Origin of the sequence: Diaphorobacter caeni (assembly GCF_015354245.1) — a bacterium.
Lineage (GTDB): Bacteria > Pseudomonadota > Gammaproteobacteria > Burkholderiales > Burkholderiaceae_C > Diaphorobacter_A > Diaphorobacter_A caeni.
Genome location: NZ_JADKYZ010000002.1, coordinates 740440 through 754155, shown reverse-complemented (window position 1 = coordinate 754155; position 13716 = coordinate 740440). Strand labels below are relative to the sequence as shown.

Below are 13716 nucleotides of genomic sequence, written 5' to 3'. Positions count from 1 at the left end.
TCTCTCGGAGCATGTTCGCGATCTCAGCCCGAGGCGGTGCCTGCAAGACCGTGTGGAGATCGCCGACACGCTCTCAATCATTGTGCCTGCCCGTCAGGCGCAATTTGGGACGCAACATGCACAATGGCTGCTGACTTGGGCTTCGAGAGGCTGGAATTCATGGTTGCTTGGTGGCTGCGTGCCGTCAGTCTGTTCAACGTGCTCTGCGTGATCGCCTGGGTCGCCTGGGCGTGGCCGCGTTCGGCGTGGCTGGCGGTGGTCGGCGTCGTGCTGTTCATGCTGGCCGGGCGGCTGTGGCTGGGGCTGCAGTTCTGGGTCATGCAGATTTTCAAGCGGCGGCTCGGTCTGCCGGTGGCGAGCCGTGACGCGGTGCTTCGAGCCTGGAATGCCGAGACGCAGGAGTCCATGCACCAGTTCGCCTGGCAGATTCCGTGGCGAGAGTGGGAGGTGGGCGATCATCTGCCGCCGGATGCGCAAGGCCGCTGCGGCGTGGTGCTGGTGCATGGATGGATGTGCAACCGCGCGGTGTGGACGCAGACCATGCTGCAGTTGCGCGCGCAGAACATTCCCTATGTCGCGGTGAGCCTGCCGATGCTGCTGCACGGCATCGCGACGGCACGGCCCACCGTGGAGGCCGCCGTGCGGCGTCTGCATGAGGCCACCGGCGTGGCGCCGCTGCTGGTCGGGCACAGCATGGGTGGGCTGGTGCTGCGCGACTGGCTGCGCAGCCTGCCTGCGGGCAGCGGGCTGGTGCCGCACGCGGCGATCACCATCGGCACTCCGCATCATGGCTCGCCGCTGGCGATGTGCGTGCTGGGGACCAACGTCAAGGAGATGCGGCCCGGCAGCGCATGGCTCGCGCAGCTGCGCAGCGATGAGGCCGAAACGGGCAGCGCGTTCTCGCGAGTGCGCTGGCATTGCGTCTTTTCGGACTGCGACAACGTGGTCTTCCCGGAATCCACCTCGCAGTTGGCGAACGGCGAACCCCATCTGCTGGCCGGATACGCCCATGTGCAGATGCTGGGCGCGCCCCGGCTCTGGGCGCTGATCGAGTCGCAGCTGCCGTTTGCGGCACGCGTCAGGTGCTGATCAGCGGCGCGCTGTCGGCGGCGAATTCGGGCAGCAGGCGCAGTTCTTCGTAGAGATGGGTGAAGTCGGGCGCGGTCAGCTCGAACAGTTGCTCGAAACTGTCGATCACGAAATAGGTCTGCTGGTAGGTGTCGATCTTGTAGCGGGTGCGCATGGTGCGCGCCAGTTCCAGCGGGAGGCGCCGGGGCTCGGGGCTTTGCACGCTGTACTGCAGCTCGCCGCTGGAACTCAGAATGCCCGCGCCATACGCGCGCAGACCCGCCGGTTCGCGGATCAGCCCGAATTCGATGGTGTACCAGTACAGGCGCGCCAGCATCTCGCCGGCTCCCAGGTCCTCGGCCTTGAGCCCGCCCTGGCCGTAGCGCTGGATGTAGTCGGCGATCACCGGGTTGAACAGCAGCGGCACATGGCCGAAGAGGTCGTGGAAGACGTCGGGCTCAACGATGTATTCGAACTCCTCGGGCTTGCGGATCCAGTCGGTCACCGGAAACTGCCGGTTGGCGAGCAGCGAGAAGAAGGCGCGCTCGGGAATCAGCCCCGGCACGGCGACGATCTGCCAGCGCGTGGCGCGCCAGAGCTGCTCGTTGATGTCGTCGAAGCGCGGAATGCGCTCCTTGGCGCCGAGCTTGGGCAGCACGTCGATGAAGGCCTGGCTCGCCAGACCCGGCAGCAGCGCGGACTGGCGTTCGTAGAGCCGGTGGTAGGTGTCGTGATCGGCCGCCGTGTAGGCGTCGAAATCCTGCGCGCAGGTGAAATCCTCGTGCGCGCGGCTGTAGTCGCCGCGTGGCGGACGGCTCGATTGGCCATAGACGACAGGGGCTTGTCCCATGATGTGCTCCTTTTCATCGCGGCCAATGCGGGCCTGTCAGCCCCGTGCGTGGCCGCTGCTCATTCGATGCGGATCTTGGCCGCCTTGATCAGAAAACCGAACTTGTTGTTTTCCGACTCCACGAACTCCTGGAAGCTCGAGAGGCGGACGTCTTCGGGCGCAATGCCCATCTTCCTCAGTCCCGCCGTGCCTTGACGGCTCTTCATCGCTGCCTGGAAGGCATCGGCGAAGCGGCGGGCGTCGTTTTCGGGCAGCGAGGCGGGGGCGAACAGCCCGAACCAGGTCACCACGTTGAAGCCGGGCACCTCGCTGTTGATGCTGGGCACCTTGGGCAGCGAGTCATCGCGGCCGAGCGAGGTGACGCCCAGCGCCTTCAGGTGGCCGGTCTGGATCAGCGGCAGCGAGGAAGCGAGGTTGTCGAACACCAGCGCCACTTCCTTGGATTCGAGCGCCTTGAGGGCCGGGCTCGATCCCTGGAACGGCACATGCGCCATGCGGGTGTTGGTCAGCGACTTGAACATCTCCGCCGCGATGTGTCCGATGCTGCCGTTGCCGCCGGAGCCGTACTTGAGTCTCTCCGGGTTGGCCTTGAGGTACTTCACCAGATCGGAGGTGGACTGGATGTTGAGCTCCTGCGCCAGCTCGGCGTTCATCACCAGCACGTTGGGCGTGCGTGCCACGAGCACCAGCGGCTTGAAGTCCTTGAGCGGGTCGTACGGGAGCTGCTTGTGCAGCCACGGATTCACCGCGTGCGTGGCGACTGCGCCCATCAGCACCATGTTGGAGGTGTGGGGCGATTTGGCCACCAGTTCCGCCCCGGTGCCGCCGCCCTTGCCGGGCTTGTTCTCCACCTGGATGTGGCCGAGCTGGCCGCTCGCCTCCTGCGCGATCAGGCGCGCGGAGGTGTCGAGCGGACCGCCCGCGGGATAGGGGACGACCAGCGTCATGGGCGCCGAGGCGTTCTGGCCCATGGCGACCAAGGGCACGCCGGCGAGCAAAACACTGAGCAGAAAAGAAGCGCGGAGCACGGCGGATCCTCTGAAAAGTAAATATTTGCGCAGTATATTTACAATTTATTGCGGCGCAGCATTGTTAACCACATATGCCCAATCGCAAACTGTGACGCTGGGGTCGTCAACACGTTCTCAGAGCACGCCCCGGCGCATCTGATCAAGCTCGATGCTCTCGAACAGCGCCTTGAAGTTGCCGTTGCCGAATCCGTCGTCGCCCTTGCGCTGGATGAACTCGAAGAAGATCGGGCCGAGCTGGTTCTCGCTGAAGATCTGCAGCAGCACGGCGTCCTGCTTGCCGTCGATGAGGATCTTGCGCTTTTGCAGCTCTTCGACGCTTTCGCCGTGGCCGGGAATCCGCTTGTCGACCAGCTCATAGTAGGTGTCGATGGTGTCGAGCAGGCGCACGCCGTTGGCGCGCAGGGCGTCGACCGTGTCGTAGAGGTTGTCCGAGCCCATGGCGATGTGCTGGATGCCCTCGCCCTTGTACATGTCCAGATATTCCTGGATCTGGCCCGGCTTTTCCTTGCCTTCCTCGTTGATCGGAATGCGGATCTTGCCGCAGGGGCTGGTCATCGCCTTGCTCTTGACGCCGGTGACCTGGCCCTCGATGTCGAAGTACTTGATCTCGCGGAAGTTGAACAGGCGCTCGTAGAAATCCGCCCACTCGACCATGCGGCCGCGGTGCACGTTGTGGGTGAGGTGGTCCACGTAGGTCAGTCCGGCGCCCTTGGGGTGCAGCATTTCCTCGGTGCTGATGCCGGGCAGCGGCACGAAGTCCACGTCGAAGAAGCCGATGTTGCCGATGTCGCCGGGGCGCGCTCCGTTCTTGCCGCGCCAGCGGTCCACGAAATAGATCAGGCTGTCGCCCACGCCCTTGATCGCGGGGATGTTGAGCTGGCCGGGCTCGGACGTGCCCGCATAGCCCCACGCGCCGAGGTTGAGCGCGCGCTCGTAGGCGGCCTTGGCGTCGTGCACGCGGAATGCGATCGCGCAGACGCTCGGGCCGTGCAGGCGCGCAAAGCGCTGGGCGAAGCTGTCGGGTTCCGCGTTGATGATGAAGTTGATCTCGCCCTGGCGGTACAGCAGCACGTTCTTGTGGCGGTGGCGCGCGACGGGCTTGAAGCCCATGGCGACGAAGGCCTTGCCCATGGCGACCGGATCGGGGGCGGCATATTCGATGAACTCGAAACCGTCGGTGCCCATGGGGTTCTCCCAGGCGGAACCGCTGGCGGCAGCGGCGTCGTTGATTGTCCTGTCGGCGGTGGGAGCGTTCATGGCGGGTCTCCAGTGCGGGAATAGGGGGTGTGTTCTGATCGGTCCGGCGGGTCTTCGGATCCGGGCCGTGCGGCGAAAGCATGCGGTTGTGCAGTGTTGAATGTAATTGGCTATACGGTCTTTTTTCCGCCTATTTCATCCATGGATTTCGCATTCGTTGCACTATTCATGTGAATTTGTCAAACAAATGGCAGTAATTTTGCGCTAGGGAAGTCTCGGGTTAACTTGTGCGTTTCCGTGGCTGAAAATCGCATCCCATGAGTACTTCTTCAGTCACTGGCGAAACCGCCTCCGTGTCGCTCGACAAGCTGGATCGCGCCATCCTGCGCAGCCTGCAGGCCAATGGCCGCGAGACCTACGACGTGATCGGCGAGCGGGTCGGCCTGTCGCCAAGTGCGGTGCTGCGCCGTGCCAAGCGGCTGGAGGATGCCAGCATCATCGAACGCTATGTCGCGCTGGTCAAACCCGAGGCCGTGGGGCTGGGGCTGACCGCCTACATCAACGTGCGGCTCGAGAAGAACACCGAAAGCCACAAGCGCAATCCCATGGATCTGTTCCGTGCGAGCGTGCAGAGCTGGCCCGAGGTGGTGGAGTGCTCCGCTCTGACCGGCGAGATGGACTATCTTCTGCGCGTGGTCGTGGCCGACATGGCGCACTACAGCCGCTTCATCATGGACACGCTGCTCAAGCACCCGAGCGTGCAGGACTGCAAGACCAGCTTCGTACTTGACCGTGTCAAGGCAACCACGGCCGTCCCCGTCTGATTTGCTCTGCTCTCCAATGAGGAGCGCCAAACGCTGATGCCGCCTGGCTTCGGAAACAGACAACTGACAACAAACGCCAACATCCCCGGTTTTTATATTGCATTGCAACATCGGCGCTGCAAAGTCCTAGGGAAAACCCTAGAATGGCGGCATCATGCTATTGACGAAAGACTGGCTGCTCGCTTCCTGGGACATGGGTCGACGCATCTGGGGCGCAGGCTCCAATGACGATCAGACTACGCCGACACAACGAGGTGCTTCAAAAATGGTTTCTGCTTCAGTGCCCATCCGTTCGCTGGCTGCCCAGCATCGCGAGCGCATTGCCGCCCACCTGTTGGCTCTCAGCCCCGAGGATCGTTACCTGCGCTTTGGCTATCCGGCCAGCGACGCGCAGGTGCGCCGCTACGTCGATCACATCGATTTCGAGCGCGACGAAGTCATCGGCATCTTCAACCGCCGCCTTGAACTCATCGCCATGGCCCATGTGGCCTATGCCGAGCACGAGGAGTTCAAGAGCTGCGCCGAGTTCGGCGTGTCTGTGCTCTCCAAGGCGCGAGGCCGTGGCTACGGTGCGCAGCTGTTTGACCGCGCCGTGATGCTGGCGCGCAGCCGCGACGTGAAGATGATGTTCATCCACGCGCTCTCCGAAAACACCGCGATGCTCAAGATCGCGCGCAACGCCGGCGCCACCGTGCACCGCGACGGCTCCGAGTCCGAGGCTTACCTCGAGCTGCCGCCCGCGAGCTTCGACACGCATGTCAGCAAGCTGGTGGCCGTGAAGTTCGGCGAAATGGACTACCAGTTCAAGAAGCAGGCCAAGCAGTTCTGGAGCATGCTCGGCGGGCTGCAGGAAATCCGACAGGGCGTGCGCGAAGGCCGTCACCAGGCTGCGGAGTAAGCCGCCGAGCGATCGGCTGCATGGCGCTGCCTTGGCGTGCCTGGCGGCACGAGCCGCTTTTGCCCGCCGCCGCAGACCCTGCTGGCGGGCGAATTTGAACAATCCGCTATCCTAGAGGACTGTTTCACTACCGCACGTCCTGCATACAAGACCGTGTCAGACCCCCATCCCGCGCGAAATTCCGAGAGGGAAGACAAGCGCAGCCTTCTGCAGCGCGTCATCGAATTCATCAACCCGGGCCCCAATTCCACCGAGGAGCTGGTGGCGGCCATGGCCGAGGCCGAGGATGGCGACGTCATCAACGCCGACACCCGGGTGCTGCTGGAGCGCGTGCTGCGCATGGCCGAGATGACCGCCAGCGACGTGATGGTGCCTGCCACGCGCATGGACCTGCTGAACATCGACGAGCCCATCGACGAGCTGATCCTTCAGGTCATCCGCACCGCGCACTCGCGCTTTCCGGTCTATCAGGGCGAGCGCGACAACATCATCGGCGTGCTGCTCGCCAAGGACCTGCTCAAGCTCTCGCGCTCGCCGAATCTGAACATCCGCACCATGGTGCGTCCAGCGCTCTTCGTGCCGGAGAGCAAGAGCCTGAACGACCTCTCCACCGAATTTCGCAGTTCGCGCAGTCACATGGCCATCGTCATTGACGAGTTCGGCCGCATCGCGGGACTGGTGACCTTCGAGGACGTGATCGAGGAAATCGTCGGCGAGATCGAGGACGAGTTCGACGTTCCCGAGGAAGAGGGAGACATCTTCGGCCTGGCCGACCAGACCTACCGCGTGAGCGGGGACACCCCGGTCGAGCGCGTGGCGGAGACGTTCAACGTCGAGCTCAGAAGCAGTGACCCCGACGAGTCCTTTGACACCATCGGCGGTCTGATCACCCATGAACTCGGTCGCGTGCCGCGCAAGGGCGAGCACTTCGACCTTGGCGGCCTGCGCTTCGTCGTGCTGCATGGCAAGGGCGGGGCGGTGCGCTGGTTCAAGGTCTCGCCCGCTCCAGCGGATGCGGGCACGGACGATTCCTGAAGACAAAGGTGACGATGCAGCAGTCCGGCGTTGTGCCAGTTGATCCCGCCGCCCACAACGCGGGCGGCGCATGGTGGCTCTGGCCACTGGTTTTGTTGGCCGGGGTGGCGCAGGCGCTGTCGCTCGCCTGGCCCTGGGGCGGACAACCGCTGTGGTGGCTGCAGATCGCGGCGCTGGCGGCCTTCGTCCATGCAATTTTCCAGAGCGCGACGCCGCGCCGCGCGGGTTTCATGGCTTGGCTGTTCGCCACGGCATGGCTCTGCGGCACGTTCTGGTGGCTCTACATCTCCATGCACACCTACGGCGGCCTCGCCGCGCCACTGGCCGTCGCCGCCGTGCTGGGGCTGGCCGCGTTTCTGGGTGGGTACTACGCGCTGGTCGTCTGGTGGTTCCGCAAGCGCCTGCCGGACAACCGTCTGCATGCCGCCTTCCTGTTCGCTGCGCTGTGGCTGCTGGCGGAACTCGCGCGTGGACAGTGGTGGACGGGCTTCCCTTGGGGCGCCATCGGTTATGCGCACGTCGAAGGACCGCTCGCAGGGCTTGCGCGCTATGTGGGCGTGTACGGCATGGGCTTTGCAGCCGCCTTCATCGCGGCCTCGATCGCGATGATGCGTTCGGAGGACGCCAGCAACCAGAAATGGTGGATCGGCGTGGCCGGAGTGCTCATGGTGCTCGGCGGGCTTGCCTCCCAGCGCCAGACCGAACTCAGGAAGGTGGATGCCAGCCACCTCTCCAAGCCGATGACGCTGGCCCTGATGCAGGGACAGATTCCGCAAGATGAAAAATTCCTGCCGGGCAGCGGCATTCCGATGGCGCTTGACTGGTACGGCGGACGGCTGCGCGAGGCCACGGCCCAGTTGGTGGTCGCGCCCGAGACGGCGATTCCGCTTCTGCCCAAGCAGCTGCCGACCGGCTATCTCGAGGCCGTCACCGAGCGCTATGTGAAGGCGGGCGGCGAGCAGGCGCTGCTCGTGGGCATTCCGCTCGGCAATTTCACCGAGGGCTATACCAACTCGGTCTACGGCTATGCGCCAGGCATGCAAAAGCCGTATCAATATGACAAGCACCATCTGGTGCCGTTCGGCGAATTCATCCCGCCGTTCTTCCGCTGGTTCACCGAGATGATGAACATCCCCCTCGGCGACTTCAACCGCGGCCACATCGGACAGGATTCGTTCGACTGGAAGGGCGAGCGCATCGCTCCGAACATCTGTTACGAAGATTTGTTCGGCGAGGAACTGGGCGCGCGCTTCGTCGATGCGGCCCGTTCGCCGACCTTCATGGTGAATCTGAGCAACATCGGCTGGTTCGGCGATTCCGTGGCGATTGACCAGCATCTGGCGATCAGCCGGCTGCGCGCGCTGGAGTTCGAGCGCCCCATGGTGCGCGCGACCAACACCGGCGCCACCGCAGTGATCGACCATCGCGGCCAGGTCACGCACCGCCTTGAAAATGACAAGCGCGGCGTGCTGCAGGCAGAGGTCCGGGGCGTGTCCGGGCCGGTCACGCCGTTCGCCTGGTGGGTGGGGCGGTTTGGGCTCTGGCCGCTCTGGGGGCTGGGGTTGGTGGTTGCCGTTCTGCTTGGAATCCGGGGAAATCGCCACCGAGTCGGTGTTGTGCATTGACGATAATCAGCGAACTATCCGGGTTTTGTATGATTTTCTTGGCCCCATGTTGCGGTTGGACTACTGCAAGCCTTGATAATGATGCCCTTTTGCAAGAATGTTTATGGTCGGATTCAACTCCGGCCATCCCACGAAGATGGCGCTTGGCCGTCTGGAGAATGACTGACAATGGCTGATTCCTTTTCCTATGAGCAACTGATCGCCTCCGGTGAGGGCCGGTTGTTCACGCCGGACAGCGGGCGCCTGCCCCTGCCACCCATGCTGATGTTTGACCGCATCACGCACATCGACAGCGATGGCGGTGCGCATGGTCTGGGAAAGATCGTCGCGGAACTCGACGTCAAGCCGGACCTGTGGTTTTTCGACTGCCATTTCCAAGGCGATCCGGTGATGCCGGGCTGCCTCGGCCTCGACGCCATGTGGCAGCTGATCGGCTTCTACCTGACCTGGCTGCAATTGCCAGGCCGTGGCCGCGCTCTTGGCGCGGGCGAGGTCAAGTTCACCGGCGAGGTCGGACCCGACGTGAAACTGGTCACTTACGAAATTGACATCAAGCGTGTCATCAAGCGCAAGCTCAATATGGCCATTGGCGACGCACGTCTGCTCGCCGACGGCAAGGAAATCTACGTGGCCAATGACCTGCGTGTAGGCTTGTTCATGCGCGAAGGCAACGGCCAAGGGACTGCAGCATGAAAAAGCGCGTGGTGATCACGGGCGCGGGCATCGTCTCGTGCATCGGCAACGACCTGGACACGGTGGAGGCTTCGCTGCGCGCCAGCCGTCCCGGCATCAAGGCCATGCCCGAGTTTGTCGAGCTGGGCCTGCGCAGTCAGGTGGCGGGCATTCCCGAGATCAATCTGGAAGAGCGCATCGACCGCAAGCAACTGCGTTTCATGGGCGATGCGGCGGCCTACGCGCACATCGCGCTGACCGACGCGATTGCCCAGTCGGGCCTGACGCCCGAGCAGGTGTCGAACCCGCGCACCGGCCTGATCATGGGCTCGGGCGGCGGCTCGCCGGCCAACCAGATCGAAGCGGCCGACACGCTGCGCAGCAAGGGCATCCGCCGCGTGGGGCCGTATCAGGTCACGCGCTGCATGAGCTCCACGGTCTCCGCCTGCCTGTCGACGAATTTCGCGATCAAGGGCATCAACTACTCGATCACCTCGGCCTGCAGCACCTCGGCGCATTGCATCGGCGCGGCTGCCCAGCAGATCGCCTGGGGCATGCAGGACGTGATGTTCGCGGGCGGCGGCGAAGAGCTGTCCTGGGGCATGGCCCTGCTGTTCGACGGTATGGGCGCGATGTCCGCCAAGTACAACGCGACGCCCGAGAAGGCTTCGCGCGCCTACGACGCGAACCGTGACGGTTTCGTGATCGCGGGCGGCGGCGGCGCCGTGGTGCTCGAAAGCCTCGAGCATGCACTGGCGCGCGGCGCGAACATCCTCGGCGAAGTGGTCGGCTTCGGCGCGACCAGCGACGGCGAGGACATGGTCGCTCCCTCCGGTGACGGCGCGATCGCCTGCATGCGTCAGGCCATCGAAGGTCTGGAAGGCCCGATCGACTACATCAACACGCACGGCACATCGACCCCCGTGGGCGACGTGCCCGAGCTGCGCGCGATCCGCGAGGTGTTCGGCTCGGACATTCCCGCGTTCTCGTCGACCAAATCGCTGACCGGCCACTCGCTGGGCGCGACCGGCGTGCAGGAAGCGATCTACTGCCTGATCATGCTCAACAAGGGCTTCATCGCCGGTTCGGCCAACGTGGAAACGCTCGAGCCCGCCGCCGAAGGCATGCCGCTCGTGACCGTGACGCGCGACGCTCCGGTACGTCAGGCGCTGTCCAACAGCTTCGGCTTTGGCGGCACCAACGCATCGCTGGTGCTGCGCCGCTGGGACGGCAAGTAACACTGTCACTATCGAGATTCTCGGGGGCTGCGGCCCCCGTTTTGTTTGTGCAAACTAAAATGTTCGGTTCACGCGTGAAAACGCGTTCATCGAACAAGACAGAACCAGTCATGCTGACCTTCCAACAAATCATCCTCAAGCTGCAGTCGTATTGGGCCGACCAGGGCTGCGCACTCCTGCAGCCCTATGACATGGAAGTGGGCGCGGGCACCTCGCACACCGCCACCTTCCTGCGCGCGCTGGGCCCGGAACCATGGAAGGCTGCCTACGTGCAGCCCAGCCGCCGCCCCAAGGACGGCCGCTATGGCGAGAACCCGAACCGTGGTCAGCACTACTACCAGTACCAGGTGGTTCTGAAGCCGGCACCGGACAACATTCTGGAGCTGTACCTCGGCTCGCTCGAGGCGCTGGGCTTCGATCTCAAGAAGAACGACATCCGCTTCGTCGAGGACGACTGGGAGAATCCGACGCTGGGCGCCTGGGGCCTTGGCTGGGAGGTGTGGCTCAACGGCATGGAAGTGACGCAGTTCACCTATTTCCAGCAGGTCGGCGGCATCGACTGCAAGCCCGCGACGGGCGAGATCACCTATGGTCTTGAGCGCCTCGCGATGTATCTGCAGGGCGTCGAGAACATGTACGACCTGGTCTGGACCGACGATGGCAATGGCCGCAAGCTCAGCTACGGCGACGTGTTCCACCAGAACGAGGTCGAACAGTCGGCCTACAACTTCGAGCATTCCGATGCCGAGTTCCTGTTCACCGCCTTCGGTGCCTACGAAAAGCAGGCCCAGCACCTGATGGAAGCCAAGCTCGCGCTGCCCGCCTACGAGCAGGTGCTCAAGGCCGCCCACACCTTCAATCTGCTGGACGCACGCGGTGCCATCTCGGTGACCGAGCGCGCCGCCTACATCGGCCGCATCCGCAACCTGGCGCGCGCCGTGGCCAAGGCCTATCTGGACAGCCGCGCGCGCCTCGGCTTCCCGATGGCGCCCAAGGCATGGGCCGACGAAGTGCTGGCGGATCTCGCCAAGGCAGAGCAGCAACAGAACAACAACAAGAAGGCCGCCTGAGGCGCAGAAGCGAAAGAACCACTGATCATGACCACTCCGAATCTTCTTGTTGAACTGTTCGTGGAAGAGCTGCCTCCCAAGGCGCTGCAGAAGCTCGGCGACGCCTTTGCGGGCGTGATGTTCGAGCAGCTCAAGGCCCAGGGCCTCACGTCGCCCGGCTCGCGCCTGACGGCATATGCCTCGCCGCGCCGCCTGGCTGCCCACATCACCGAAGTGCTGCCGCAGGCCGCCGACAAGGCCGTCTCGCAAAAGCTCATGCCCGTGACCGTGGGCCTCACGGCCGACGGCAAGGCCACGCCCGCGCTGCTGAAGAAGCTCAATGCGCTGGGTGCCGACGAATCCGCCGTCGCCACGCTGGATCGCCAGAACGACGGCAAGGCCGACATTCTTTTCTACAACAGCACCGCCAAGGGCGCGCAGCTCACCGAAGGTGTGCAGAAGGCGCTCGATGAAGCCATCGCCAAGCTGCCTATCCCCAAGGTCATGCGCTATCAGTTGCAGGACGGCTGGAGCAGCGTGAACTTCGTGCGTCCCGCGCACGGCCTCGTCGCCATGCACGGCACCGAGGTGCTGCTGTCGGTGAACGCACTGGGCCTCATGGCCGGCAACTCGACGCACGGCCATCGCTTTGAAGCGAGCGTCGATCCGGTGGTGTTCGCGAGTGCGGACGACTACGCCAAGCAACTGCGCGAGCAGGGCGCGGTGATCGCGAGCTTCACCGAGCGTCGCGACGAGATCGCCCGCCAGCTCAAGGCTGCGGCCGAGCGCGTGGGCGGTGGCGTCAAGGCCATCGAGGACGAGGCGCTGCTCGACGAAGTGACCGCGCTGGTCGAGCGCCCGAACGTGCTGGTCTGCCAGTTCGAGAAGGAATTCCTCGACGTGCCGCAGGAATGCCTGATCCTCACGATGAAGGCCAACCAGAAATACTTCCCGCTGCTCTCGGCCGAAGGCAAGCTGACCAACCAGTTCCTGGTGGTCAGCAACATCAGCCCCGCCGACGCGAGCGCTGTGACCGGCGGCAACGAGCGCGTGGTGCGTCCGCGTCTGGCCGATGCGAAATTCTTCTTCGATCAGGACCGCAAGAAGACGCTGGCAAGCCGCGTCGATCTGCTCTCCAAGGTGGTCTACCACAACAAGCTCGGCACGCAGGGCGAGCGCACGCAGCGCGTGCGCGACATCGCCAAGGCGATCGCCACGCAGATGTTCACCGCCATCGTCGCGGAGAACCCCGCGCTGCATTCCGCCGAAGGCGAGCTTGCGCGCGACTATCTGATGGACTGCGTGGACAACGCCGCGCTGCTCGCCAAGACCGATCTGGTGACTGACATGGTCGGCGAATTTCCCGAGCTGCAGGGCATCATGGGCGGCTACTACGCGGCCAATGACGGCCTGGCCGTGGAAGTGGCGCATGCCATCGAGGACCACTACAAGCCGCGTTTCGCGGGTGACGAACTGCCGCGCGAGAACGTGGGCGTGATCGTGGCGCTGGCCGACAAGCTGGAAACGCTGGTCGGCATGTTCGGCATCGGCAATCTGCCGACCGGCGACCGTGATCCGTTCGCGCTGCGCCGCCACGCGCTGGGCGTGGTCCGCATGCTGATCGAAAAGGAATTGCCGCTCGATCTGCCAAGCGTCGTGAAGGCCGCGTCGGAGAGCTTCGGCGCGCTGCTGCCCGATGCCGACAAGAGCAACGCGCAACTGCTTGAATTCGTCCACGAGCGCCTTGCGGGCTACCTGCGCGAGCAGGGCTACAGCGCGCAGGAGGCCGATGCGGTGATCGCCGCCAACGTGCCATGGGGCGAGATGCCCAAGGCGCTGCAGGCCGTGCGCGCGTTCGCCGAACTGCCCGAAGCGCCCGCGCTCGCCGCCGCCAACAAGCGCATTGGCAACATCCTCAAGAAGGCTGGCGAAGTGGACGCGCACGTCAATCCCGCCATGCTCCAGGAACCCGCCGAGCAGGCGCTCTACGCCGCCATGCAGCAGACGGTGCCGGTGGCCGACGAGAAGTTCGCCAACGGCGACTACACCGGCAGCCTGCAGACGCTGGCCGCGCTGCGCGCGCCCGTGGACAAGTTCTTTGACGACGTGATGGTCAACGCCGAAGAGGAGGCCGTGCGTCTGAATCGCCAGGGCCTGCTCAAGTCGCTGCACGTGGCGATGAACCGCGTGGCTGACCTGTCTCGTCTGGCTTGAGCGGACACCGCCGTC

At 64.3% G+C, this 13716-nt stretch carries 12 protein-coding genes; 9 read left to right on the top strand and 3 right to left on the bottom strand.

The window, feature by feature from the left end; genetic code table 11:
• Positions 1-123: 123 nt before the first annotated feature.
• Positions 124-1089: an alpha/beta fold hydrolase gene (locus tag ISG32_RS07260; RefSeq protein WP_194770317.1), complete on the top strand. Its 966-nt coding sequence runs from the start codon at positions 124-126 to the stop codon at positions 1087-1089.
• On the opposite strand, the gene phhA is transcribed toward ISG32_RS07260, so the two are convergent.
• The 3 genes from phhA to hppD all read right to left on the bottom strand — a co-directional run bounded on the left by phhA (position 1079) and on the right by hppD (position 4206).
• On the bottom strand, positions 1079-1918 hold the full coding sequence (gene phhA, locus ISG32_RS07255; RefSeq protein WP_194770316.1) for a phenylalanine 4-monooxygenase: 840 nt from the start codon (positions 1916-1918) through the stop codon (positions 1079-1081). The two genes, ISG32_RS07260 and phhA, sit on opposite strands and share 11 nt — an antisense overlap.
• Positions 1919-1977: 59 nt before the next feature.
• Complete coding sequence (locus ISG32_RS07250) at positions 1978-2946, bottom strand: Bug family tripartite tricarboxylate transporter substrate binding protein (protein ID WP_407645032.1); 969 nt, start codon at positions 2944-2946, stop codon at positions 1978-1980.
• Positions 2947-3063: 117 nt separating this feature from the next.
• The gene (gene hppD, locus ISG32_RS07245) at positions 3064-4206 is read right to left on the bottom strand and encodes a 4-hydroxyphenylpyruvate dioxygenase (protein ID WP_194770315.1); all 1143 of its coding nucleotides are present in this window, start codon (positions 4204-4206) and stop codon (positions 3064-3066) included.
• A 257-nt stretch (positions 4207-4463) separates the two neighbouring features.
• On the opposite strand from hppD, the gene ISG32_RS07240 reads away from it, so the two are divergent.
• The 8 genes from ISG32_RS07240 to glyS all read left to right on the top strand — a co-directional run bounded on the left by ISG32_RS07240 (position 4464) and on the right by glyS (position 13701).
• Positions 4464-4970 carry an Lrp/AsnC family transcriptional regulator gene (locus ISG32_RS07240; RefSeq protein WP_194770314.1) on the top strand — a complete coding sequence of 169 codons (507 nt, stop codon included), beginning with the start codon at positions 4464-4466 and terminating at the stop codon, positions 4968-4970.
• A gap of 154 nt (positions 4971-5124) precedes the next feature.
• Positions 5125-5868, top strand: coding sequence for a GNAT family N-acetyltransferase (locus tag ISG32_RS07235; protein ID WP_194770313.1), 744 nt, complete (start codon positions 5125-5127; stop codon positions 5866-5868).
• Positions 5869-6021: 153 nt separating this feature from the next.
• Complete coding sequence (locus ISG32_RS07230; protein ID WP_194770312.1) at positions 6022-6903, top strand: HlyC/CorC family transporter; 882 nt, start codon at positions 6022-6024, stop codon at positions 6901-6903.
• Positions 6904-6935: 32 nt separating this feature from the next.
• A complete protein-coding gene (gene lnt / locus ISG32_RS07225; RefSeq protein WP_323745903.1) occupies positions 6936-8528 on the top strand; it encodes an apolipoprotein N-acyltransferase in 1593 nt (530 codons plus the stop codon).
• A gap of 168 nt (positions 8529-8696) precedes the next feature.
• Positions 8697-9221: a bifunctional 3-hydroxydecanoyl-ACP dehydratase/trans-2-decenoyl-ACP isomerase gene (gene fabA / locus ISG32_RS07220; protein WP_194770311.1), complete on the top strand. Its 525-nt coding sequence runs from the start codon at positions 8697-8699 to the stop codon at positions 9219-9221.
• Entirely contained in the window at positions 9218-10438 is a 1221-nt protein-coding gene (gene fabB, locus ISG32_RS07215) for a beta-ketoacyl-ACP synthase I (RefSeq protein WP_194770310.1), read from the top strand. Before fabA ends, fabB begins: the two co-directional genes overlap by 4 nt.
• Before the next feature lie 110 nt (positions 10439-10548).
• Positions 10549-11508 (top strand): glycine--tRNA ligase subunit alpha, encoded by a 960-nt coding sequence (glyQ, locus tag ISG32_RS07210; protein WP_194770309.1) that lies wholly within the window; start codon positions 10549-10551, stop codon positions 11506-11508.
• A 27-nt stretch (positions 11509-11535) separates the two neighbouring features.
• A complete protein-coding gene (glyS, locus tag ISG32_RS07205; protein ID WP_194770308.1) occupies positions 11536-13701 on the top strand; it encodes a glycine--tRNA ligase subunit beta in 2166 nt (721 codons plus the stop codon).
• The last annotated feature ends 15 nt before the right edge of the window (positions 13702-13716 follow it).

Bases quoted from the DNA above. Each gene is read 5' to 3' on its own strand.
- hppD (WP_194770315.1), bottom strand. From the start codon at position 4,206: ATGAACGCTCCCACCGCCGACAGGACAATCAACGACGCCGCTGCCGCC.
- ISG32_RS07260 (WP_194770317.1), top strand. From the start codon at position 124: ATGGCTGCTGACTTGGGCTTCGAGAGGCTGGAATTCATGGTTGCTTGG.
- ISG32_RS07240 (WP_194770314.1), top strand. From the start codon at position 4,464: ATGAGTACTTCTTCAGTCACTGGCGAAACCGCCTCCGTGTCGCTCGAC.
- fabA (WP_194770311.1), top strand. From the start codon at position 8,697: ATGGCTGATTCCTTTTCCTATGAGCAACTGATCGCCTCCGGTGAGGGC.
- phhA (WP_194770316.1), bottom strand. From the start codon at position 1,918: ATGGGACAAGCCCCTGTCGTCTATGGCCAATCGAGCCGTCCGCCACGC.
- glyQ (WP_194770309.1), top strand. From the start codon at position 10,549: ATGCTGACCTTCCAACAAATCATCCTCAAGCTGCAGTCGTATTGGGCC.
- ISG32_RS07235 (WP_194770313.1), top strand. From the start codon at position 5,125: ATGCTATTGACGAAAGACTGGCTGCTCGCTTCCTGGGACATGGGTCGA.
- fabB (WP_194770310.1), top strand. From the start codon at position 9,218: ATGAAAAAGCGCGTGGTGATCACGGGCGCGGGCATCGTCTCGTGCATC.
- glyS (WP_194770308.1), top strand. From the start codon at position 11,536: ATGACCACTCCGAATCTTCTTGTTGAACTGTTCGTGGAAGAGCTGCCT.